A 21,682-nucleotide genomic window follows, 5' to 3' on the forward strand; every position below is an offset into this window, starting at 1 on the left:
AGCGGACACGCGCCGTACATCGCACGTTATAATCTTGCGATGCGCACCTTTCTGGCTTCTCTCATTTTATTGGTCTGTCTGCCCGCCGCTGCGGCCGGGCAAACCGATCTCGCTACCATTCAACGCGCCGCAGCCTCGTGGCTGGATCAGCAACTGGCCCAATATCAAGGCGGCAGCAGTTATACCTTCGGCAAGCTGGATAATCGCTTGCGCCTGGAGCCCTGCAACGCCATGGATGTGCAGGCTGCACCGGGATATCGACTGGCTGGCAACAGCATGCTGCGGGTGCGTTGTGCCGATGGCGCGACCTGGGCCGTCAACCTGCCCGTTAAAATCAGTGTGCAGGCCACCTATTACGTTGCCGCAAGACCACTCCCATCGGGCCATGTACTGGCGGATGGCGACCTGATTCCGCAGCAAGGCGATCTGGGGCAACTGCAAGGTAGCGTGATTCTTGATCCGAACGACGCCTTGGGTCGCACGCTGAGCAGTGCGGTGGCTGCTGGCGGTGCAGTCCGGTCGGAAATGTTGCGGGCGCCAATGGTGGTGCAGCAAGGGCAGAAGGTGCGGGTGGTTATGCGCGCCGGTGGGGTCGAAGTCAGTAATGACGGCTTTGCGCTGAACAACGCCGCCGAAGGCCAGAACGTGCGAGTACGCGTGGGTAACAACACGATTGTGCAAGGCGTTGCCCGCAGTGGCGGCGTAGTCGAAGTGACTGACTAAGCCAGTCGCGCCAGCCCGTATTTACGGTGCCTGCAGTTGGTGTAATGCTGCAGCGCGATCTTTCACTATCCAGATGTCCTGACAAACTGGCGCCCAGCCGGTAAAATTGTTGGTTTTTGAATGCCATACTGCGACCAATGCGCATAATTCGCGGCGTACACGCTGCCGCCCTTCCCCCGACGGCCCTTACAATTGGCAACTTCGACGGCCTGCATCTGGGCCATCGCGCCATGCTGGCGGAGCTACGTCAGGAAGCCGCGCAGCGCGGGCTGGCCAGTGCCCTGCTCACGTTTGAGCCGCATCCGCGCGAACTGTTTACACCCGAGACCGCGCCGACCCGTTTAACCAGCCTGCGCGAGAAGCTGGAATTTCTGGCGGCCGAGGGGCTGGATTACGTGATCCTGCAGCGTTTCAACCGCCGTTTTTCCGGTATTGACGCCACGGCGTTTCGGGATGACATCATTGCCGGCAAGCTGAATGCGCGGTTCATGCTGATTGGCCATGATTTTCGCTTCGGCAAACAGCGCGCAGGTGATTTCGAGTTGTTGCAGCAAAATCCGCAACTCACAGTGCGTTCCATGCCCGCGGTGATGCTGGATGAGCAGCGTATTTCGTCCACTTCCGTGCGCAACGCTTTGGCCGCAGGCGATATGCAATTGGCCGAGCGCTTGCTTGGCAGGCCGTATTCGATTTCTGGGCGCGTTGTGGGTGGCGACAAACTTGGTCGTGAGCTGGGATTTCCCACCGCCAATATCCGCATCCGCCACAATCGTCCGCCGACCATGGGGATTTTCGTGGTCGAGATCGCGGGGCTGGATCGGGTCTACCAAGGCGTGGCCAGTCTGGGCGTGCGCCCTACGGTCAAAGGCGCGGGCGCGGCGCCGGTGCTTGAGGTGTTCATTTTTGACTTCAAGCGCGAGATTTACGGCGAGCATTTACGTATCAACTTTCTCGCCAAACTACGCGATGAAGCCAAATTTACCGGGCTGGATGCATTGATTGCCCAGATTCAGAAAGATTGTGACAACGCGCGCGAATGGTTTGCCATTCATCGTTGAGCACGGCGGCCTTCGCCCCCATATAGATTGATCACGTTGATCGCCCCATTACAGAATCACGACCCAAGAGATTGCAACCATGAGTGACAAGCCGTCGAACAAGTACCCCGTCAACCTGCTCGACACACCGTTCCCGATGCGTGGCGATCTGGCCAAGCGCGAACCGGGCTTTCTGAAAGCCTGGCAGGATCAGCAGCTCTATAAAAAGCTGCGTGAGAAATCCAAAGCGCAAGGTCGGCCTAAATTCATCCTGCATGATGGCCCGCCCTACGCGAACGCCAAGATTCACTTGGGTCATGCGGTCAACAAGATTCTGAAAGACATCATCGTCAAGTCCAAATCACTGGCGGGTTTTGACGCGCCCTACGTGCCGGGCTGGGATTGCCACGGCTTGCCGATTGAGCATCAGATCGAAAAACTGGCCAAGGGCGACAAAAAAGCCATTCAGGCCAATCCGGACATCCACGCGCGCATTGTGCAGTTCCGCAAAGACAACGGGCTGGACCCAAAGTCTTATGACTTGCCACCGGCGTTTATCCGCGAGTTGTGCCGCGCTTATGCTGCCGCGCAGATCGAAATCCAGAAGGCCGACTTTATCCGCCTGGGCGTGATGGGCGACTGGGATCACCCATATCGCACCATGGACTTCAAAACCGAAGCCGATATCGTGCGCACACTGGGCAAGATCCACGCCAACGGTTATATGGTCAAAGGCCAGAAGCCAGTGCATTGGTGTGTCGACTGTGGCTCCGCGCTGGCTGAAGCTGAAGTTGAATACGAAGACAAAACCTCGCCAGCTATCGACGTCGCCTTCAAGGTGCTCGATGGCGCCGCCGTGGCCAAAGCATTCGATCTGCCATCGTTGAATGGCAAAGACGCCTACGCCGTCATCTGGACTACTACACCGTGGACGCTGCCTGCCAACCAAGCGGTGGCAGTGCACCCAGAACTCAATTACGACCTGTTCGACACGCCCAAGGGTTTGCTGATTCTGGTGCGCGAACTGGCTGAAAGCGCGCTCAAGCGTTATGGCGCAGAAGGCAGCAAGTCGATTGGTCACGCCAAGGGCGCGGCACTGGAAGGATTGCAGCTCCAGCACCCTTTCTACGCTGAGCGTCAGGGCCAGATCATTCTGGGTGATCACGTCACTACCGACGCGGGTACTGGCCTGGTACACACCGCACCGGCGCACGGCCTTGAAGACTGGCAAGTCGGCCTGAAGTACGACTTGTCCAAAGAAAACCCGGTCGGCGACGATGGTCGTTACAAATCCACCGTGGCGCTGTTTGCCGGCAAAACAGTGTGGGAAGCCAATCCGCTGATCGTTGAACTACTGGGCGGAAAAGGCGCGTTGCTAGCCAGCGAAAAGCTGCTGCACAGCTACCCGCATTGCTGGCGTCACAAAACCCCAATCATTTTCCGCGCCACTGCCCAATGGTTTATCGCCATGGAAAAAGCGGGCGTGGACGGCACTACTTTGCGCGCCAAAGCCAACGCAGCAGTCGAAGCCACCGAGTTCTTCCCGGCCTGGGGTCGCGCACGGCTGGAATCCATGATTGGCAATCGCCCGGACTGGTGTATTTCGCGTCAGCGCAACTGGGGCGTGCCGATGACGTTCTTTGTGCACAAAGAAACCGGCGAACTGCACCCGAATTCTCTGGAATTGCTGGAAGAAGCGGCCAAGCGTATCGAACAAGAAGGCATTGAAGCCTGGTTCAAGCTGGACCCGGCTGAGCTATTAGGCGCCGATGCCGCGCACTACAACAAGCTGCGCGATACGCTGGACGTATGGTTTGACTCCGGTTCTACCCACTACGCCGTGCTGCGTCAGCGTGAAGAACTGGCGTGGCCAGCCGACCTGTATCTGGAAGGCTCGGACCAACACCGTGGCTGGTTCCAGTCGTCCCTGCTGACCGGCTGCGCGACTGAAGGTCAAGCCCCGTACAAGCAATTGCTCACCCACGGTTTCACAGTGGACGAGCATGGCCGCAAGATGTCCAAGTCCATGGGCAACGGCATCGAGCCGCAAGAAATCTTCAACACGCTGGGCGCGGATATGCTGCGCCTGTGGATTGCCAGTGCCGATTATTCTGGCGAAATGTCGCTGTCGCAAGAAATTCTCAAGCGCACGTCAGATGCCTATCGCCGCATCCGTAACACCTTGCGGTTCTTGCTGGCCAATATCTCGGACTTCACCGCCGTCGACGTATTGCCAGTGGGCGATTTGATCGAGCTGGATCGTTACGCCCTGGCGCGTTATAACGCGTTCCAGAGCAAGGTCACCGGCTTGTACGATCGCTACGAGTTCCACTCTGCCGTGCAGGAAATCCACGGTTATTGCTCGGAAGAACTCGGTTCGTTCTATCTGGATATCCTGAAAGACCGCCTGTACACCATGAAGGCCGACAGTGCCGGTCGCCGCTCCGCCCAAACCGCGTTGTGGCATATCACGCAAGGTCTGGTGCGTTTACTGGCGCCAATTCTGTCGTTCACTTCGCATGAAGTCTGGGAAGTGCTGGGTAACGAAGAAAACGTATTCTTCGCCACGCTTTATCAGGCGCCACAAGCTGCCGACGCTGACGCACTGGAAACTCGCTTTGCCCTGATCCGCGAGATGCGTACCCAAGTGCAAAAAGAAATCGAAGTGCAGCGTGCTGAAGGCAAACTGGGCTCCTCATTGCAGGCTGAGGTCACAGTCACCGTTGATGGCGATACATTCAGTGCCTTGAATGACCTGGGTGACGATCTGAAGTTTGTGCTGATCGTGTCAAAAGCCACGCTGGTTCGCGGTGCAGAAGCCGGCATCGTGGTCGGCAGCTCAAACGAACAGAAATGCGAGCGCTGCTGGCATTACACCCCAACCACCGGCAGCCATGCTGAGCATCCAGGCCTGTGCGCACGTTGCGTAGATAATCTGTTTGGCAATGGCGAGGTTCGCGCACATGCGTAAGTGGCTTCTGATCGCGCTAGCGGTCATCGTGCTGGACCAGATCACCAAATTGCTCATTCAGTCGCATCTGCAATTTGGCGAGATGGTCTCGCTTATTCCTGGCTGTTTCAGCTTTACACTGACCTATAACATGGGCGCGGCGTTTTCGTTTCTGGCTAATGCTGGCGGCTGGCAACGGCATTTCTTTACCGTGCTGGCGCTGGCTGTGTCGGTATTCATTATCGTCACACTGAAAAAACATCATCAGCAAACGCGTTTTTCAATGGCACTGGCGCTGATTCTGGGTGGCGCACTGGGCAACGTGATTGATCGCGTGTCTTATGGCCATGTAATTGATTTTATTCTGGTTTACTGGAAGAACTGGTATTACCCAGCTTTCAATATCGCCGATTCTGCGATTTGCATTGGCGCAGTATTGCTGGTGCTCGATTCGATTGCGCGCCCGCAAACCTCCAGGGAAAAGCCGCTATGACCATGCAAATCATTCTTGCCAATCCGCGCGGGTTTTGTGCGGGTGTGGACCGGGCCATTGCCATTGTCGAACGAGCGCTGGAGAAATACGGCGCGCCGATTTACGTGCGGCACGAAGTGGTTCACAACAAATACGTCATTGAAGACCTGAAAAAGAAAGGCGCGATTTTTGTTGAAGAACTGGCCGAAGTACCTTCGGGCAACACGGTGATCTTCTCGGCTCACGGCGTTTCGCAGGCCGTGCGCCGCGAGGCGGAAAGCCGCGGCTTGAACGTGTACGACGCCACCTGCCCGCTGGTGACCAAGGTCCATCTGGAGGTCAAACGCCTGCGCGAGCAGGACTATGAAATCGTCATGATCGGCCACAAAGGTCACCCGGAAGTGGAAGGCACCATGGGCCAATCCGGCGGCGGCATGTATCTGGTGGAAGATCCGCAAGACGTGGCCGAGTTGCAGGTGGCTGCTCCGGAAAAACTGGCCTACGTCACCCAGACCACGCTGTCGGTGGATGACGCGCAAGTGGTCATCAACGCCCTGCGCACACGCTTCCCGCAGATCGTCGGCCCGAAGAAAGACGACATCTGTTACGCCACGCAAAACCGCCAGGATGCAGTCAAGCAACTGGCGCGGGATGTGGATGTGCTGATCGTGGTTGGCTCGCCCAATAGTTCGAACTCCAACCGCTTGCGCGAAGTTGGCACCACATTGGGCATTGATGCCTACATGGTCGACAACGAAAGCGAACTCAAACAAGAATGGTTCGACAACAAGACTCGCGTGGGTTTGACCGCTGGGGCATCGGCACCGGAGGTGTTGGTGCAGCAAGTGGTCAGTCGCATCCAGGCATTTGGCGCTGAGTCGGTCGTGCCCATGGACGGACTGGAAGAAAACATCGTCTTCTCGCTACCCAAAGGTTTGGCCTGACACAGGCTGGCGCTCACCATAATCCAGAAAAACGCCGCTCACCCGGCGTTTTTTTGTTGGCTAGCCAGGCGGGCCTATTTTCATTTGTAAGAAACCGGGCGTTTTCGAGCCCGAATCGGTACAATTGCCGCCACCATGAATGATATTGCCAGCGCGCCCTGCTTTCATTGCGGCGAGCCCGTTCCCCGTAATCTGGATCTACCCATTCTCTATCGGGAAATCCCGCGCCCCGCCTGTTGCGCTGGCTGCCAGGCTGTCGCGCAAAGCATTATCGACGCCGGCTTGGGTGACTATTACGAACAACGTGAAAAACCCGCCGATCGCGCCCAGCCTCTGCCGACCGAAATGCAGGAACGCCTGCGGCTATATGACGATCCGGATCTGCAACATGGCTTTGTCATCAACCAGCCGGGCGAAATCCGTGAGGCTTCCCTGCTGATCGACGGCATCACCTGTGCCGCCTGCGTCTGGCTCAACGAACGGCAGATCGGCAAGCTGCCCGGCGTACAAGATGTTGCCATCAACTACACCACCCACCGTGCCCGAGTGACTTGGGATAACAGCAAGGTCAAGCTCTCGCAGATTCTTCAAGCTGTTGCCGGGATAGGCTATCGCGCCCAGCCATATGATCGCTCCCGCCAGGAAGCCGCTGCTGACAAGGCGCGCAAATCGGCCCTGTTCCGGCTCTGGGTGGCGGGCCTCTCTATGATGCAGGTCATGATGTTTACCGTGCCGGTGTACATCAACGGCACTGCCGATATAGCGCCGCAATGGTTATCGCTGCTGTATTGGGCCGAGTTTCTGATGACAATGCCGGTTGTGCTGTATTCCAGCTGGCCGTTTTACGTATCAAGTTGGCGCGATCTGCGCCGTGGTCGCGCGGGGATGGATTTGCCCATTACCATCGGCGTGCTGGCTGCCTTTGCCGCAAGTACGCTCGCGCTGTTGACCAGGCGCGGCGATGTCTATTTTGATTCAGTGTCGATGTTTGTGTTCTTGCTGCTGACTGGGCGTTACCTGGAAAGCCGTGCGCGCAGTCGCGCCAGCGCCGCGCTGGATGAGCTTGCGGGCATGTTGCCGGCCTTTGCTCATCGCCAGGTCGCACCGGGTTATACGCAGCTCGAAGAGGTCGCCGTAGTTCACGTGCGTGCGGGTGACCGTATTCTGGTTAAGCCGGGCGAAACCATTCCGGCTGACGGGGTGGTACTGGATGGGCGCAGCGATGTAAACGAGTCGCTACTGACTGGCGAAAGCGCGCCCATTGGCAAAGCACCGGCGCAAATGGTCACTGCCGGTACCGTTAACCTGACTTCCCCTCTGCTCATCGAAGCAACCCGCGTCGGGGAAGGTACCAGGCTAGCGGGAATCGTCCGCCTGCTTGATCGCGCGCTAGCCGAAAAACCCCGAGTTGCCCGCATAGCCGACCGCGTTGCGGGTATTTTTGTGACGCTGCTGCTGCTGGCTGCGTTGGGTGCCTGGTGGTATTGGCACGTACATGATCCGGTACATGCCCTGCCCATCGCCATTGCCGTACTGGTTATCTCTTGCCCCTGTGCACTATCCCTGGCAACGCCAGCGGCCTTGACGGCAACGACCGGCCATCTAGCGCGGCGCGGCCTGCTGATCACCCGTGGTCACACGCTGGAGGCGATGGTGGGCATCACTGATATCGTGTTTGATAAAACCGGCACGCTGACGCTCGGCCAACCCAAGGTGGTGGCAATGGAGGCTTACTCCGGCGACGCAGTTTCGGCTCAACACATTGCAGCAGCGCTGGAAGCCCAATCCGAACACCCGCTGGCCCGCGCCCTTATCGCTGCTACCCCCCTTCACGCCACCAATGTCGCCAATCATCCCGGCGGCGGTTTGACCGGCAATATCGAGGGCATCCGGTATGCGATCGGCAATCGGGAATTTGCTGCAACCCAATGCAACGCAGTGCCTCCCTCGCCTGCCGGCAATCCAGGGCGCGGAACTGAAATCTGGCTAGTCAGCGAACAAGCCTGGTTGGCGCGTTTTGAGTTGGCCGATAGTGCACGCGCTGAGGCCGCCGACACCATCAAGTCTTTGCTCGCCCGCGGCTATCAGCTACATCTATTGAGTGGCGACAACGAAGTCGCTGCGGGCCGCTTGGCCGGCGAATTGTCTATTATGCAATGGCGAGCAAATGCCTCGCCCGAAGACAAATTGACTTATATCCGTGATCTGCAACAACAAGGTCGCAAGGTTTTGATGGTGGGCGATGGCGTAAACGATGCGCCGGTTCTAGCGCTAGCCAATGTTTCAGTCGCAATGGGGTCCGGCGTTGATGTGGCCCAAGCTACCGGCGATGCCGTTCTTTATGATTGCCGACTTGATCACCTGCCATTCGCCTTGTCGCTGGCGCTGAAAACGCGCAGCATCATCCGGCAGAATCTGACTTGGGCACTGGTTTATAACGTTGTGGCTTTACCGCTGGCGATTTGCGGCTTGGTAACGCCTTGGCTGGCCAGCTTGGGAATGGCGCTCAGTTCATTGCTGGTGGTGGCCAACGCGATTCGACTGGCCGCACCTTTCTCTTTGCAGCGCAACAAGAAACGGGTTTCAAACCAGGGAATTAACTAATGGAAAGCCTGTATCTGTTAATCCCGCTTTCCGTTGTACTGGTGTTCTTGATCGGCATTCTGTTTTGGTGGTGCATGCGCAATGGCCAGTTTGATGATCTGGAAGGTCCAGCACACCGTATTTTGCAAGATGACGACAGCCCGGATGCCGCATCGCCGCAAAATAAGGTTGAAAACCAAAAAAACAACTGACTGATTGACTGGCGGCGCGCTAAAATACCGCCCGACCAAGGCTGGGTTTGATACGCGTCAATGCTGCGTATACATCCCGCCAGCTACATTTCAGAATCACTACTAATACGCATAATGCATAAAACAGGTTTTAACCTGTTCGCCCTGCTTTCATGGGCACGCATTCAAAGATTTACCTTTGCTGTTTTGGAGCTTTCTCGGAGCGCTTTATGGAAAACCAAGCCACATACAATTACAAAGTGGTGCGGCAATTTGCCATCATGACCGTCGTGTGGGGTATCGTCGGTATGTTGGTAGGTGTCGTCATTGCATCTCAGCTTGCATGGCCGGAGTTGAATTTCGGTCCTTACTTCCACTTCGGGCGCTTGCGAGCGCTCCACACCAGCGCGGTGATTTTCGCGTTTGGCGGCAGTGGCCTTTTTGCTACTTCGTATTACGTGGTTCAGCGCACCTGTAACGTGCGGCTGTTCAGCGACAAGCTGGCCGCCTTTACTTTCTGGGGCTGGCAAGTCGTCATCGTGGCTTGTGCCATCACCTACCCGCTCGGCATTACTTTCAACAAGGAATATGCCGAGATGGAATGGCCTATCAAGCTGTTGATCGCCGTGGTCTGGGTTACCTATGCCGTGGTGTTCTTCGGCACACTGGCCAAGCGCAAGGTCAAGCATATTTACGTGGCAAACTGGTTCTACGGTGGCTTCATTCTGGCCGTAGCGCTGCTGCACATTGTGAATAGCGCGTTTGTACCGGTCAGCATGTGGAAGTCCTACTCGGTGTACGCCGGTGCTGTGGATGCCATGGTGCAATGGTGGTACGGCCACAACGCCGTGGGCTTTTTCCTGACCGCAGGCTTCCTGGGCATGATGTATTACTTTGTGCCTAAACAAGCCGGTCGCCCGATCTACTCGTATCGCCTGTCAGTGGTTCACTTCTGGGCGCTGATCTTCACCTATATGTGGGCTGGCCCTCACCATCTGCATTACACCGCTCTGCCAGACTGGACCCAGTCGCTGGGTATGGTGTTCTCGCTGATTCTGCTGGCGCCAAGCTGGGGTGGCATGATCAACGGCATCATGACGCTGTCCGGTGCGTGGCACAAACTGCGTACTGATCCTATCCTGAAGTTCCTGATCACAGCCCTGTCGTTCTACGGTATGTCCACCTTCGAAGGCCCGATGATGGCCATCAAGACGGTAAATGCGCTTTCGCACTACACCGACTGGACCATCGGTCACGTGCACTCCGGCGCTCTGGGCTGGGTGGCGATGATCACGATCGGCTCGATCTACTACCTGATCCCGCGCCTGTTCAACAAAGAAGAAATGTGGTCGGTGAAGCTGATTGAGGTTCACTTCTGGGTCGCGACGCTGGGTACCGTGCTGTATATCGCTTCCATGTGGATTGCCGGCGTAACCGAAGGCCTGATGTGGCGTGCGGTGAATCCGGATGGCACGCTGACCTACGCATTTATTGATGCGGTAAAAGCAACCCACCCGTACTACATCATCCGCTTCCTGGGTGGCGTATTGTTCCTCTCCGGCATGGTGCTGATGCTTTACAACACGCTGCGTACCGCTTTCTCCGGCACTCCGGTCAATGCGCAAATCCCAGCAGTGCACGCACACGCCTGATTGCCGAAGACGGAGAAGAGATTAAATGGAAAGAATTCAAAAACTGATCGAACAGAACGTCTTCTGGCTGATTTTGCTGACCATCCTGACCATTAGCGTCGCGATGATGGTGGAAATCCTGCCACTGGCGTTCTCCAAGTCCACCACGCAGCCAATTGAAGGCGTCAAACCCTACACCGCGCTGCAACTGGCTGGTCGTGATATTTATCTGCGCGAAGGCTGTTACAACTGCCACTCGCAAATGATTCGCCCGTTCCGCGCAGAAACCGAACGCTACGGCCATTATTCGGTGGGCGGCGAGTCGGTTTACGATCACCCGTTCCTGTGGGGCTCCAAGCGTACTGGTCCGGACCTGGCTCGTGTTGGCGGTCGTTACTCGGATGAGTGGCATCGCGCCCACTTGACCAATCCGCGTGATGTGGTGCCTGAGTCGATCATGCCAGCGTTCCCGTGGCTGGCCGCAAACAAGGTGGATGCAGAAAGCCTGCCTGCCAAAATGCGCGCCCTGCGTCGTGTTGGTGTGCCATACACCGATCAAGACATCGCTAACGCGACCAAAGATGCTGAAGGCAAATCCGAAATGGAAGCTGTCATTGCCTATCTGCAAGGCTTGGGTCTGGCGCTGAAAAACAAGAGGTAACAGACATGGCTTGGCAGGATTTGTTGCGCATCAGCGTCACCGTTCTGGGTTTCCTGTGCTTTGTTGCCCTGATTATCTGGGCATTCAGCAAGGGCACAAAGGATGAAATGGAGGAAGCGGGCCGCGCGCCCCTTCTCGACGATGACCTGCCTGCGTCTTCGTCTGGGCAAAAATAAAAGCAGTTCACCGCGCGGAGTCATAAATGACTGATTTTTATAGTAGTTTTTGGGGCGTTTACATCACCGTAATCGTCATCGTTTCGCTGATCGGCTTGGGCTATCTGCTCAAGAGCCAAAGCGTGATCAAGGTCAAGAAGGGCGAAAAAGTCCAGACCCTGGATCACGTCTGGGACGGCGACTTGCAGGAATATAACAATCCGCTGCCGGGTTGGTGGGTCGGTCTGTTTGTGCTGACCCTTTGCTTTGCTGTTGGCTATCTGGCGCTTTACCCCGGTGTGGCCATTGGTAACCTCAAGCACTGGAGCGCAACTGGCCAGTACAAAGAAGAAACCGCCAAAGCTGATGCCAAGTACGGTCCGCTGTATGATCAGTTCCTGAAGATGCCAGTTGAGCAAGTTGCGCAGAATCCACAAGCGCAAGAAATGGGCAAGCGTCTGTTCCTGACCTACTGTCTGCAGTGTCACGGTGCGGATGCTCGCGGTGCGAAGGGCTTCCCGAATCTGGTTCATCATGACTGGATGTACGGCGGTACACCGGATCGTATCGTGCAAACCATCAGCTTTGGTCGTCACGGCCAGATGCCGGCGTTCGGTGCTGCATTTGGTGAAGAAAAAGTGCGTGACGTTGCCAACTATGTGCTGAAGATTTCCGGCAACAAGTTTGATGATGAACGCGCCGGTCGAGGCGAAGCCACCTTCAAGCAAGTTTGCGCAGCCTGTCATGGCCCGGATGGTCACGGTAATATTGATGTTGGTGCCCCGAATCTGACCCATCCAAGCGGCGTTTGGCTGTATGGCAAGTCTGAATCCACCATCATCGAAACCGTTACTAACGGCCGTAACAACCAGATGCCGGCATGGAAAGACTTCCTGGGCGATGCCAAGGTGCATGTGCTGGCAGGTTATGTATACGGTTTGTCGCACAACTCGCAGAACGCCCAGTAACCCGGTGCGTCATGCTTGAAAGCTGTTAAAAGCGAAAAAAAAACGGGCGGCTTATTCCGCCCGTTTTTCATTTCGCCCTTGAATGAGCGAAATCTACCACCCGCATTTGCGTGCAAGCGTGGCAGCAACAGGATTCCCGATCATGAGCAAGAAACTGCAAGATATTCCCGTCACCGTCGTCGAGGTTAACGATCAAGGTGAGTATGAAGAAGTCAGGCTCTATGCCAAGCACAAAAAGATCTATCCGCGCTGGATCAATGGCGTCTTCAATAAATGGCGAATTTTCTTTGTGGTGGCCACGCAGTTGTTTTTCTACGGTATGCCGTGGATCAACATCAATGATCGGCAAGCGCTTCTGTTTGATCTGGCTAATCGCAAATTCTTTATTTTTAACATTGTTTTCCTGCCGCAAGACTTTATCTACCTGACCGCCCTGCTGCTGCTTTGCGCCTTCGGCCTGTTTGCCTGGACCACCATTGCCGGGCGCATCTGGTGCGGCTACTCCTGTCCGCAAACGGTCTACACCGAAATTTTCTTGTGGATAGAAAAATGGGTGGAAGGTGATCGCATGGCGCGCCTGAAGCTGGATAACGGCCCGCTGAATGTGCGCAAATTACGCCTGAAGCTAACCAAGCATGCGATCTGGATCCTGTTTGCGTTGTGGACCGGTTTTACTTTTGTTGGCTATTTCATGCCCATTCGCGAACTGTGGATGGAATTGACCACGCTGACATTGGGTACTCTTGAGCTGTTCTGGGTGCTGTTCTACGGTTTTGCAACTTATGGCAACGCTGGTTGGCTACGCGAGCAGGTCTGCAAGTATATGTGCCCGTATGCACGCTTTCAGAGCGCCATGTTTGATGCCGACACGCTCATTGTTTCGTACGACCCGGAGCGAGGCGAGCAACGCGGTAGCCGCAAAAAAGGCAGTGATTACAAGGCAGATGGCCTGGGTGACTGCATTGACTGCAAGATGTGCGTGCAGGTATGCCCCGTCGGCATTGATATCCGGGACGGGTTGCAATACGAATGTATCGGTTGCGCGGCATGTATCGACGCCTGCGATGAGGTCATGGATAAAATGAGCTATCCGCGTGGCCTGATTCGCTACACCACGGAAAACGCACTCAATCACGTTTATCCAGAGTCGCAATTCTGGTCCCGACTGAAGCGTCCCCGCGTCTTGATGTACGGTGTCGTCCTGTTCATTGTGGCTGCCGTAACCATTGTTTCGCTGGTTCAGCATCAACCGGTCAAGGTGAACATAGCCCGGGATCGAGTTGCGCTGGTACGTGAAGCAGAAGACGGCATGCTGGAAAACAGTTATCGCCTGCAAATCGAAAACGCTGACGAACAGAACCATAGCTACTCGATCGGGGTCGAAGGTTTGCCGGGCATGAAGATTCTGGTCGACGGTGGGAATAAGGTTCTGGTGAAATCAACTGACCAGGAAGACGTCGGCGTGCGTGTGCATGTTGATGCCGCGAATGCGAAAGCAGGCAGTCACCCCATTGTCTTTATCATTCAGGCAGTGGATAACCCGAAGATTCAAGTGCGCGAGAAGTCGAGCTTTATCGGGCAAAACCAGTAATCCACGACGACACAAGCTGGGCCAGCGGATTCGGGTATTTCGTCTGCTGGCCCAATGCTTTTGATTTACTTTATATATCTATCTATTTATCGAGCAAAGTAAAGACCGCACGTATGCAGCAACAAAAGAAGCCTTGGTACAAATCGCCGTGGGCATGGTTCATCCTGATGTTTCCGATAGCCGCCATTCTGGGTTGCATCAACATGATCTGGATCGCCGCCAAATCCAACGATGGCACGGTGGTTGACGATTATGCCAAGCAAGGCGAAGAGGTCACCAAAGTCGTGGCGCGTGATCAGGCGGCAGCGCGCTTGGGCTTGAACGCTCATTTCACGATGGATGCCGATCGGCAGACCATTCATCTCGTTCTGAACAAGCCGGTCGGTGATGTACTGCGCCTGCAGTTCGTCCACCCTACCCGTTCTGAACTGGACCAGAAAGTTCAGCTAAAAGCGCAGTCTGCTACTGACTTTATCGGCAAATTGCCTGGCTCTCTTGGCAATGCACGATGGGGGCTGGATCTAGCTGACAATGCCAACCAGTGGCGTTTGCAGGGTAGCTTCAAGCCAGAGCAATCGCTGTCTGCGCCACTGCGCCCGGCGGGCCAATAGCGCCAAAATATCCGTTCTTGGCACCAAAAACATAAAGCCCTGATATCGCAGGGCTTTATGTTTTTTGACTGGTGCAGCGGCTATCGGATTCATTCAGATGCCGCAGCACAAGCCAGAATCAAACCAGATCAGTTTTCCGCCGGCGCGACGGTTTGCACCGTGGGTTTGACACCCACGGTATCACCGGTTTTTGCCGCATCCCATTCGCCTTCCATGCGCCACAATTCCTGATTCTGAATCGAGATATGCCAGCGTGTAGCTTTGGTCGGCTCGATATTGGCCAGGTAATGACCGCCATCCACCTTGCTTAGCAACACATGCTGATCCAGCTTTTCTTGTGTCGGGTGTGCCAGATCCATCTGTAATACTGGCGGTAATTGCTGATTTTTGGGATTGTCCAACAACAACTCAACGTGACCGCGCACCACGTCCAGCGTCAGCTTGCCATCCAGCCCGAGCAACTTGGCTTGTTCGTCCTCGTGCATGCGCTGGTTTATGGCCTGGCCAGCCTGATAATAATTCTGCGTAACCAGATCGTCTTCACGCGAGAATGCCAGGTAGACGCAGAACAAGCTGCCTACAACCACCACCGCTGGACCCGCCATCACCAGCCACGGCCCGGGCTCTTTGTACCAGGGTTTGCGGCTGTGATTGTTTTCAGTCGTGGATACCATGTTTGTTCCTTATGCCAATTTCACTGCCAGACCCAGGATACCCACGGCAATGCAGTACCAGCCAAAGGGTCGCAAGGCTTTGATTTCATGCGTTTTGAAGTATCGCATCAGCAGCCATGTGCTCAGATAAGCGCAGACACCGGCGATCACGCCGCAAATAAGCATGAGTGACAATGGCAGTGGACCGGCTTCGTGTATGGCTTTAGGCAATTCCAGAATGCCCGCCGCCAAGATGATCGGCGTTGCCAGCAGAAACGAAAAACGCGCGGATGCTTCGTAATCCAGGCCCTGCGACAAGCCGCCCAGCAAGGTGCTGCCCGAACGGGAAATACCGGGAATCAGCGCCAGGCTTTGCGCAAAGCCGATTTTGATTGCCTCAAAAAAGGTCAGGCTTTCCAGCTTGCGGCCACTAGAGCGGCGACGGGCAAAGCGGTCTCCGGCAATCAGCATGACGCCATTCACGATCAGAAACGCCAATACGATGGTGCTGCTGGCAAACAGCATGCGGATTTTCTTTTCCAGCAACAAACCCAGCAAGCCGGCGGGAATGGTACCAGCGACGACCAGCCACAGTGGTCGCGCTGCGGAATTACCCGGCATACAGCCGCCGCGAAAGAAGTCGGCAATCAACGAGATCCAGTCTTTACGGAAATACAGCAGCAAAGCCAGTGCAGTGCCTAAATGCAAAACCACCATGAACGGCAGAAATTGCGGGGAACGCGGGTCCAGTTGCCAATGCAGCAAATCGGGGACAATGACGCCGTGCCCCAGACTACTCACCGGAAACAACTCGCTCACACCTTGCATTACGGCAAAAAGAATACTTTCCAGCTGCAGCGCCATAAAGGCGTCTCCTTGAACGTCAAATTATATTTGTTGATAACCGCAAATCATGACAACTCGTCGCGGGTAGGCCAATCTCAGACCAAAACAGCGGCTTCAGCCTGCATGGAGGCAAGCATTAACGCCACGAGATCTTTGCCTTCTTGCAACGCCCTGCCCTCGATAAAAACAGCATCAGCTTGCGGATATGTACGGCGCAAATAACCCAGCCACTGCTTGGCGCGGCCGGCCTGGTATTTGGGAAGAATGCGCGATTCCACGTTATGCCAAAACAGCTGCACCAACGGGGCCAGATCGGACCAGGCCAAACCAGCGTGGCCGAGCGCTTGCAATGCCAAGCCGGGGTTGGCCACCATGCCGCGCCCGATCATGACATCTTCGCAGCCGGATACTTCGCGGCAGCGATGAAAGTCCGCAGCAGTCCAGATTTCGCCATTGGCAATTACCGGAATCGAAAGTGCCTCACGAATGGCCGGGAGTTTTTCCCAATAGGCGGGCGGGCGATAACCGTCTGTCTTGGTTCGCGCATGTACGACCAGTTCGGCCGAGCCCCCGTCTTGCATGGCGTGCGCGCATTCCAGCGTCAGACTTTGGTCTTCGTAACCCAAGCGCATCTTGGTGGTTACAGGAATATGTGCCGGCACCGCTCGCCGCACCGCGCTAACAACCTCATGGATCACTTCTGGCGTCTTGAGCAATAACGCCCCGCCGCCATGTCGGTTGACGGTTTTAGCCGGACAACCAAAGTTCAGATCGATACCAGGGGGACTGAGCGATGCCAGACGTTCCGCGTTTTCGGCCATGCAGGCGGGGTCTGATCCCAGCAACTGAACGCGCACTGGCACACCCGCTGGCGTTTTCCCGCCATTCAGCAGCTCAGGGACGAAACGATAGAAGATGCGTTTGGGCAGCAACGAGCCAGAAACCCGAATGAATTCGCTGACACAAAGATCAACACCACCTGCACGAGTCAAAACATCGCGCAAAACGTGATCAAGCAGCCCTTCCATCGGGGCCAGATAAATACGCAAAGCCGGTAGCCAGTCAAAATAACAGCCGCCATTGTACCCTGGCCCGGCTTGTTTGCTTAAGGCCGCCAGGCTGGCAACAGTCGAGGTCCTATGCATTTGACAACAGAACGTTCGTTCACATACCCTATGTTGAACGAATGTTCTGTGAGCGCATCATGGGCAACCCCAATCGCGATACCGAGTACCTGGGCAAACTTCAGGATTATTATTCTAACTACCGCAGTTTGCCGTCCTATGCCGTCATCGGCGAAATGCTGGGTATGGCATCCAAGTCTGCCGTTTCAGCGCTGGTCAAGCGCCTGATGCTGGCCGGTTATATCGAAATGACGCCCGATAAACGCCTGGCGCCCACCAAACGCTTCTTTGAACGTGAGTTGGCGGACTTTCCGGTGCCAGCGGGTTTGCCCGCCGCCGCGAACGACGCCATGAGCGAAGCGCTCTCTATTGACGACTATCTGGTCAATCGCCCCTCTGCCACCATCATGGTGCGCGTTCGCGGCGAGTCGATGATTGAGGCTGGCATTCATGATGGTGATATCGCCATCGTCGAAAAACGCCCTGCCGCCAGCGTTGGCGATATTGTCGTGGCCATCATAGATGACGAATACACGCTCAAAGAACTTGGGCGCGACAAGCAAGGTTTCATGTTGTTGCCGCGTAACCCGGAGTTCTCGCCAATCCGCCCGCAAGAAGGATTGGAGATTTACGGCGTGATGGTGGGGCTGGTGCGCAAGTACCGCTAACGGTTGGTTTCGGGCTGGCGCCGTTGGCCGCGTGCCCCTCTGGCCAGACAAACAAGACGCGTTGGGCTGGTATCCGCTGGACGCTTTGCCGCAGAATATCGTCCCATATACCCGGCAAGGGCTTGAAGGTGCGCGGATTGGGCGCATCTATTCAACCTTCCCGACCATCTAGTCCACGCCTCCTGGAACACGCATGAGCGAAGCTGAATTCTCACCCCTTGGCAAAGCGGTGAGCTACAAGACTGAATACGATCCATCATTGCTGTTTCCGATTCCCCGCCAAGGCAAGCGTGATGAAATCGGTGTAACCGGCACGCTGCCATTTATGGGTGTCGATATCTGGAACGCCTTTGAACTGAGCTGGCTCAATGCCCGCGGCAAGCCGCAAGTGGCGATGGCAACGTTTCATATTCCGGCCGAAAGCCCGAATATTGTTGAGTCCAAATCATTCAAGCTCTACCTGAACAGTTTCAACCAAACCCGTCTGGCTGACATCGAAGCATTGCAATCGTTATTGCAAGCCGATATTTCCGCCGCTGCTGGCGCGCCAGTAATCGTGCAGCTGTTTGAGCCTGAAGCTTTTGCAGCGCAGAAAATGGCCGATCTGGCCGGCTATTGCATCGACAATCTGGATATCGAAGTCGACAACTACGAACCCACACCGGGTCTGTTGCGTTGTGACCAACTGGATAGCCCGGTCGATGAAGTGCTGACTTCCAATCTGTTGAAGTCCAACTGCCTCGTTACCGGCCAGCCAGACTGGGCCAGCGTACAGATTCGTTATGTCGGCGCGCCGATCAATCGCGAAAGCCTCCTACGTTATCTGATCTCGTTTCGCAACCACAACGAGTTTCACGAGCAGTGCGTCGAGCGCATTTTTGTCGACATCATGCGTGACTGCAAACCCATGAAACTGGCCGTCTACGCGCGCTATACGCGTCGTGGTGGTCTGGACATCAATCCTTACCGTTGTAATTTCAGCGGCCCGCAGCCGACCAATATCCGGACGGCGCGACAGTAAGCCTGATCTGCTGGCCCACAACAAGGCGTGAACGCGCCAAATCACAAATCCCACAAGGAGAAATCAATGACCACTGAAGTTGCGATCCTGGCTGGTGGATGTTTCTGGTGCATGGAAGCGGTTTTTCAACGCCTGCGCGGTATTACCGCTGTGCAATCGGGCTATATGGGCGGTCATGTGCAGCACCCAACCTACAAGGCCGTGTGCACCGGAGAAACCGGCCACGCCGAAATTCTGAAGATTTCCTTCAATACGGATGAAATCAGCTACGAAGATGTGCTGGATGTATATTTCACGATTCACGACCCAACGACGTTGAATCGCCAAGGCGATGACATTGGCACCCAATATCGCTCGGAAATCTTTTATCTGAATGGCGAACAAGAGTCTGTTGCCCGCACCAAAATTGCGGAGTTGAGCGCAGCGGGAACCTATCCGGACCCAATCGTTACCAAACTGACGCCTGCGCAGGAGTTCTGGCCAGCTGAGGACTACCACAACAACTACTTCAATCAGCATGGCGAACAGCCGTATTGCTCGTTGGTAGTGGCCTCCAAAGTGCACAAGCTGCTGAAATACTTTCCGCAGCAAGCCAAAGAAAGCCTGTAAAACCAGTCATTTGTGACCGTTAACGCGATGCCTGCCTTTATCGGGCGGCATCGCGTTTTTCATTTGGCCTGACATTCGCGTTAATCAGCGGGTGTTAGCATGATGCCAACGCCGGTATAATCGCCGTTTTCCCTAAGGCCCAGCTGCGACATGTCACCCCGGCTCGACGACCTGCATCCCTACCCGTTCCAGAAGTTGAAATCGCTGTTTGCCGGTGTTACGCCCAACCCGGTGTTCAAGCACATCAACTTGTCGATCGGGGAGCCCAAGCACGCCACGCCGGAGCTGATCAAAGCCGCGCTCGTCAACAATCTGGACGGTCTGGCTGCATATCCGGCCACGCTGGGCTCGGAAGCACTGCGTGAGTCGATCAGTCATTGGCTTGCTCGTCGTTACGATCTACCTGCGCCCAATCCGGCCACCGAAATCATCCCGGTCAACGGCAGCCGCGAGGCGTTGTTTTCGTTCGCCCAAGCCGTGATCAACACCGAAACCGGCAACAAGCCGGTGGTGATCTCCCCTAATCCGTTTTATCAGATTTATGAAGGCGCCGCGCTGCTGGCCGGGGCTGAACCGTTTTATGTGAACTGCCTGGCGCAGAACCGCTTTCAACCCGATTGGGATAGCGTGCCGGAAGATGTCTGGCAACGCACCCAGCTGGTGTTTGTATGCTCGCCCGGCAATCCGACCGGTGCGGTAGCCTCGCTGGATGACTGGAAAAAACTGTTTGCGCTGGCAGATCGCTACGGCTTTGTTATTGCCAGCGATGAATGTTATTCCGAGATTTACTTTGACGATGCCAAGCCGCTGGGTGGGCTCGAAGCAGCCCACAAGCTGGGGCGCGATTATCGCGGGCTGGTGGTGTTTTCGTCGCTGTCCAAACGCTCTAACGTGCCAGGCTTGCGTTCGGGCTTTGTCGCTGGCGACGCGGCTATTCTGGCAAAATTTTTGCTGTACCGGACTTACCACGGCTGCGCCATGAGCCCTTCCATTCAGGCGGCCAGTATTGCCGGCTGGAACGATGAGGCTCATGTTGTCGAGAACCGCAGTCTTTATGGCGCCAAATTTGCCGCTGTGACACCAGAACTGGCGACAGTGCTGGACGTGGCCATGCCCGATGCCTCGTTCTATCTGTGGGCCAGCACGCCCATTGCCGACACCGAATTTGCCCGACGCCTGTATGCCGAACAGCACGTTACCGTTTTGCCGGGCTCCTATCTGGCGCGCGATGCGCACGGCGTGAATCCGGGAGCGAATCGCGTGCGGATTGCGCTGGTGGCACCGCTGGAAGATTGCATTGCCGCCGCCAAACGCATCGTTCATTTCTGCCAGACGCTTTAATCGGGTTTTAAGCCCAAGCGTCTACATTTGAATTTATCCGATTAATCAGCAAGCCATATCAACCTGAACAGGAACCGCCATGAGCAACCTGCAAGCCGTTATCGAAACCGCATTTGAAAATCGCGCCGAGATCAACCCAGGCAACGTAACCGCCGAACTGCGTGATGCCATCAACGAAACCATCAACGGTCTGGATAAAGGTCTGTGGCGCGTCGCTGAAAAAGTGGACGGCCAATGGCAAACCAATCAGTGGCTCAAGAAAGCCGTTCTGCTGTCGTTCCGCATTAACGACAACGTCTTGCTGGATGGCGGTTGCACTCAGTACTTCGACAAAGTCCCTAGCAAGTTTGCCGACTACAGCGAGGCTGACTTCCGCGCTGGTGGTTTCCGTGTTGTGCCCAACGCCGTGGCGCGTCGCGGCTCGTTTATTGGCAAGAACGTGGTGCTGATGCCTTCGTACGTCAACATCGGTGCTTATGTTGATGAAGGCACTATGGTCGACACTTGGGCCACCGTCGGTTCTTGCGCGCAGATTGGCAAGAACGTTCACTTGTCCGGCGGCGTGGGTATTGGTGGTGTATTGGAGCCGCTGCAAGCCGGCCCGACCATCATTGAAGACAACTGCTTTATCGGTGCGCGCTCGGAAGTGGTTGAAGGCGTGATCGTGGAAGAAGGCTCGGTGATTTCGATGGGCGTTTACATCGGCCAATCCACCAAGATCTATGACCGCGAAACCGGCGAAGTGACTTATGGCCGCATCCCGGCCGGTTCGGTGGTGGTATCGGGCAATCTGCCTTCCAAAGATGGCTCCTACAGCCTGTACTGCGCTGTAATCGTGAAGAAGGTCGATGCCAAGACTCGCGGCAAGGTCGGCATTAACGAACTTCTGCGCGGCATCTGATT

22 protein-coding genes are annotated in these 21,682 nt (G+C 55.7%); 19 read left to right on the forward strand and 3 right to left on the reverse strand.

The window, feature by feature from the left end:
• Positions 1 to 39: 39 nt before the first annotated feature.
• The 13 genes from flgA to N7220_RS00645 all read left to right on the forward strand — a co-directional run bounded on the left by flgA (position 40) and on the right by N7220_RS00645 (position 14,517).
• A complete protein-coding gene (flgA, locus tag N7220_RS00585) occupies positions 40 to 723 on the forward strand; it encodes a flagellar basal body P-ring formation chaperone FlgA (RefSeq protein ID WP_283149529.1) in 684 nt (227 codons plus the stop codon).
• Positions 724 to 860: 137 nt separating this feature from the next.
• Complete coding sequence (locus N7220_RS00590; protein ID WP_283149530.1) at positions 861 to 1,781, forward strand: bifunctional riboflavin kinase/FAD synthetase; 921 nt, start codon at positions 861 to 863, stop codon at positions 1,779 to 1,781.
• 79 nt (positions 1,782 to 1,860) lie between these two features.
• Complete coding sequence (gene ileS, locus N7220_RS00595) at positions 1,861 to 4,731, forward strand: isoleucine--tRNA ligase (RefSeq protein WP_283149531.1); 2,871 nt, start codon at positions 1,861 to 1,863, stop codon at positions 4,729 to 4,731.
• The gene (lspA, locus tag N7220_RS00600; protein WP_283149532.1) at positions 4,724 to 5,203 is read left to right on the forward strand and encodes a signal peptidase II; all 480 of its coding nucleotides are present in this window, start codon (positions 4,724 to 4,726) and stop codon (positions 5,201 to 5,203) included. The genes ileS and lspA overlap by 8 nt, the downstream gene beginning before the upstream one ends.
• Positions 5,200 to 6,126 carry a 4-hydroxy-3-methylbut-2-enyl diphosphate reductase gene (gene ispH, locus N7220_RS00605; RefSeq protein WP_283149533.1) on the forward strand — a complete coding sequence of 309 codons (927 nt, stop codon included), beginning with the start codon at positions 5,200 to 5,202 and terminating at the stop codon, positions 6,124 to 6,126. The genes lspA and ispH overlap by 4 nt, the downstream gene beginning before the upstream one ends.
• Before the next feature lie 135 nt (positions 6,127 to 6,261).
• A complete protein-coding gene (locus N7220_RS00610) occupies positions 6,262 to 8,730 on the forward strand; it encodes a heavy metal translocating P-type ATPase (protein WP_283149534.1) in 2,469 nt (822 codons plus the stop codon).
• Complete coding sequence (ccoS, locus tag N7220_RS00615) at positions 8,730 to 8,921, forward strand: cbb3-type cytochrome oxidase assembly protein CcoS (RefSeq protein WP_283149535.1); 192 nt, start codon at positions 8,730 to 8,732, stop codon at positions 8,919 to 8,921. The genes N7220_RS00610 and ccoS overlap by 1 nt, the downstream gene beginning before the upstream one ends.
• A 209-nt stretch (positions 8,922 to 9,130) precedes the next feature.
• Positions 9,131 to 10,552, forward strand: a complete 1,422-nt coding sequence (ccoN, locus tag N7220_RS00620) for a cytochrome-c oxidase, cbb3-type subunit I (protein ID WP_283149536.1) — start codon at positions 9,131 to 9,133, stop codon at positions 10,550 to 10,552.
• Positions 10,553 to 10,577: 25 nt separating this feature from the next.
• Positions 10,578 to 11,192 carry a cytochrome-c oxidase, cbb3-type subunit II gene (gene ccoO, locus N7220_RS00625; RefSeq protein ID WP_283149537.1) on the forward strand — a complete coding sequence of 205 codons (615 nt, stop codon included), beginning with the start codon at positions 10,578 to 10,580 and terminating at the stop codon, positions 11,190 to 11,192.
• 5 nt (positions 11,193 to 11,197) lie between these two features.
• Positions 11,198 to 11,368, forward strand: a complete 171-nt coding sequence (locus N7220_RS00630; RefSeq protein ID WP_283149538.1) for a cbb3-type cytochrome oxidase subunit 3 — start codon at positions 11,198 to 11,200, stop codon at positions 11,366 to 11,368.
• 26 nt (positions 11,369 to 11,394) lie between these two features.
• Positions 11,395 to 12,315, forward strand: coding sequence for a cytochrome-c oxidase, cbb3-type subunit III (gene ccoP / locus N7220_RS00635; RefSeq protein ID WP_283149539.1), 921 nt, complete (start codon positions 11,395 to 11,397; stop codon positions 12,313 to 12,315).
• 142 nt (positions 12,316 to 12,457) lie between these two features.
• Positions 12,458 to 13,906, forward strand: a complete 1,449-nt coding sequence (gene ccoG, locus N7220_RS00640; protein WP_283149540.1) for a cytochrome c oxidase accessory protein CcoG — start codon at positions 12,458 to 12,460, stop codon at positions 13,904 to 13,906.
• A gap of 113 nt (positions 13,907 to 14,019) precedes the next feature.
• The gene (locus tag N7220_RS00645) at positions 14,020 to 14,517 is read left to right on the forward strand and encodes a FixH family protein (RefSeq protein ID WP_283149541.1); all 498 of its coding nucleotides are present in this window, start codon (positions 14,020 to 14,022) and stop codon (positions 14,515 to 14,517) included.
• A 128-nt stretch (positions 14,518 to 14,645) separates the two neighbouring features.
• On the opposite strand, the gene N7220_RS00650 is transcribed toward N7220_RS00645, so the two are convergent.
• The 3 genes from N7220_RS00650 to N7220_RS00660 form a co-directional block, all read right to left on the reverse strand.
• Positions 14,646 to 15,191: a FixH family protein gene (locus tag N7220_RS00650; RefSeq protein WP_283149542.1), complete on the reverse strand. Its 546-nt coding sequence runs from the start codon at positions 15,189 to 15,191 to the stop codon at positions 14,646 to 14,648.
• Between the two features lie 9 nt (positions 15,192 to 15,200).
• Complete coding sequence (locus N7220_RS00655; RefSeq protein ID WP_283149543.1) at positions 15,201 to 16,034, reverse strand: undecaprenyl-diphosphate phosphatase; 834 nt, start codon at positions 16,032 to 16,034, stop codon at positions 15,201 to 15,203.
• 77 nt (positions 16,035 to 16,111) lie between these two features.
• A complete protein-coding gene (locus N7220_RS00660) occupies positions 16,112 to 17,161 on the reverse strand; it encodes a tRNA dihydrouridine synthase (protein WP_283149544.1) in 1,050 nt (349 codons plus the stop codon).
• A gap of 59 nt (positions 17,162 to 17,220) precedes the next feature.
• On the opposite strand from N7220_RS00660, the gene N7220_RS00665 reads away from it, so the two are divergent.
• The 6 genes from N7220_RS00665 to dapD all read left to right on the forward strand — a co-directional run bounded on the left by N7220_RS00665 (position 17,221) and on the right by dapD (position 21,680).
• Positions 17,221 to 17,808 carry a LexA family protein gene (locus N7220_RS00665; RefSeq protein ID WP_283149545.1) on the forward strand — a complete coding sequence of 196 codons (588 nt, stop codon included), beginning with the start codon at positions 17,221 to 17,223 and terminating at the stop codon, positions 17,806 to 17,808.
• 31 nt (positions 17,809 to 17,839) lie between these two features.
• The gene (locus N7220_RS00670; RefSeq protein WP_283149546.1) at positions 17,840 to 17,980 is read left to right on the forward strand and encodes an NUDIX hydrolase; all 141 of its coding nucleotides are present in this window, start codon (positions 17,840 to 17,842) and stop codon (positions 17,978 to 17,980) included.
• Positions 17,981 to 18,001: 21 nt separating this feature from the next.
• Entirely contained in the window at positions 18,002 to 18,829 is an 828-nt protein-coding gene (gene queF / locus N7220_RS00675; RefSeq protein WP_283149547.1) for an NADPH-dependent 7-cyano-7-deazaguanine reductase QueF, read from the forward strand.
• A gap of 66 nt (positions 18,830 to 18,895) precedes the next feature.
• Positions 18,896 to 19,438, forward strand: a complete 543-nt coding sequence (gene msrA / locus N7220_RS00680) for a peptide-methionine (S)-S-oxide reductase MsrA (protein ID WP_283149548.1) — start codon at positions 18,896 to 18,898, stop codon at positions 19,436 to 19,438.
• 150 nt (positions 19,439 to 19,588) lie between these two features.
• On the forward strand, positions 19,589 to 20,779 hold the full coding sequence (gene dapC / locus N7220_RS00685; RefSeq protein ID WP_283149549.1) for a succinyldiaminopimelate transaminase: 1,191 nt from the start codon (positions 19,589 to 19,591) through the stop codon (positions 20,777 to 20,779).
• A 79-nt stretch (positions 20,780 to 20,858) separates the two neighbouring features.
• Complete coding sequence (gene dapD / locus N7220_RS00690) at positions 20,859 to 21,680, forward strand: 2,3,4,5-tetrahydropyridine-2,6-dicarboxylate N-succinyltransferase (protein WP_283149550.1); 822 nt, start codon at positions 20,859 to 20,861, stop codon at positions 21,678 to 21,680.
• Positions 21,681 to 21,682: the final 2 nt, after the last annotated feature.

It is taken from the genome of Silvimonas soli (assembly GCF_030035605.1).
Taxonomy (GTDB): domain Bacteria; phylum Pseudomonadota; class Gammaproteobacteria; order Burkholderiales; family Chitinibacteraceae; genus Silvimonas; species Silvimonas soli.

Coding starts and splice junctions, on each gene's coding strand:
- N7220_RS00655 (WP_283149543.1), bottom strand. CDS start 16,034: ATGGCGCTGCAGCTGGAAAGTATTCTTTTTGCCGTAATGCAAGGTGTG.
- ccoO (WP_283149537.1), top strand. CDS start 10,578: ATGGAAAGAATTCAAAAACTGATCGAACAGAACGTCTTCTGGCTGATT.
- msrA (WP_283149548.1), top strand. CDS start 18,896: ATGACCACTGAAGTTGCGATCCTGGCTGGTGGATGTTTCTGGTGCATG.
- lspA (WP_283149532.1), top strand. CDS start 4,724: ATGCGTAAGTGGCTTCTGATCGCGCTAGCGGTCATCGTGCTGGACCAG.
- flgA (WP_283149529.1), top strand. CDS start 40: ATGCGCACCTTTCTGGCTTCTCTCATTTTATTGGTCTGTCTGCCCGCC.
- ccoS (WP_283149535.1), top strand. CDS start 8,730: ATGGAAAGCCTGTATCTGTTAATCCCGCTTTCCGTTGTACTGGTGTTC.
- N7220_RS00660 (WP_283149544.1), bottom strand. CDS start 17,161: ATGCATAGGACCTCGACTGTTGCCAGCCTGGCGGCCTTAAGCAAACAA.
- N7220_RS00630 (WP_283149538.1), top strand. CDS start 11,198: ATGGCTTGGCAGGATTTGTTGCGCATCAGCGTCACCGTTCTGGGTTTC.
- queF (WP_283149547.1), top strand. CDS start 18,002: ATGAGCGAAGCTGAATTCTCACCCCTTGGCAAAGCGGTGAGCTACAAG.
- dapC (WP_283149549.1), top strand. CDS start 19,589: ATGTCACCCCGGCTCGACGACCTGCATCCCTACCCGTTCCAGAAGTTG.
- ispH (WP_283149533.1), top strand. CDS start 5,200: ATGACCATGCAAATCATTCTTGCCAATCCGCGCGGGTTTTGTGCGGGT.
- ccoP (WP_283149539.1), top strand. CDS start 11,395: ATGACTGATTTTTATAGTAGTTTTTGGGGCGTTTACATCACCGTAATC.
- N7220_RS00650 (WP_283149542.1), bottom strand. CDS start 15,191: ATGGTATCCACGACTGAAAACAATCACAGCCGCAAACCCTGGTACAAA.
- ccoG (WP_283149540.1), top strand. CDS start 12,458: ATGAGCAAGAAACTGCAAGATATTCCCGTCACCGTCGTCGAGGTTAAC.
- dapD (WP_283149550.1), top strand. CDS start 20,859: ATGAGCAACCTGCAAGCCGTTATCGAAACCGCATTTGAAAATCGCGCC.
- N7220_RS00590 (WP_283149530.1), top strand. CDS start 861: ATGCGCATAATTCGCGGCGTACACGCTGCCGCCCTTCCCCCGACGGCC.
- N7220_RS00645 (WP_283149541.1), top strand. CDS start 14,020: ATGCAGCAACAAAAGAAGCCTTGGTACAAATCGCCGTGGGCATGGTTC.
- ileS (WP_283149531.1), top strand. CDS start 1,861: ATGAGTGACAAGCCGTCGAACAAGTACCCCGTCAACCTGCTCGACACA.
- N7220_RS00610 (WP_283149534.1), top strand. CDS start 6,262: ATGAATGATATTGCCAGCGCGCCCTGCTTTCATTGCGGCGAGCCCGTT.
- ccoN (WP_283149536.1), top strand. CDS start 9,131: ATGGAAAACCAAGCCACATACAATTACAAAGTGGTGCGGCAATTTGCC.
- N7220_RS00665 (WP_283149545.1), top strand. CDS start 17,221: ATGGGCAACCCCAATCGCGATACCGAGTACCTGGGCAAACTTCAGGAT.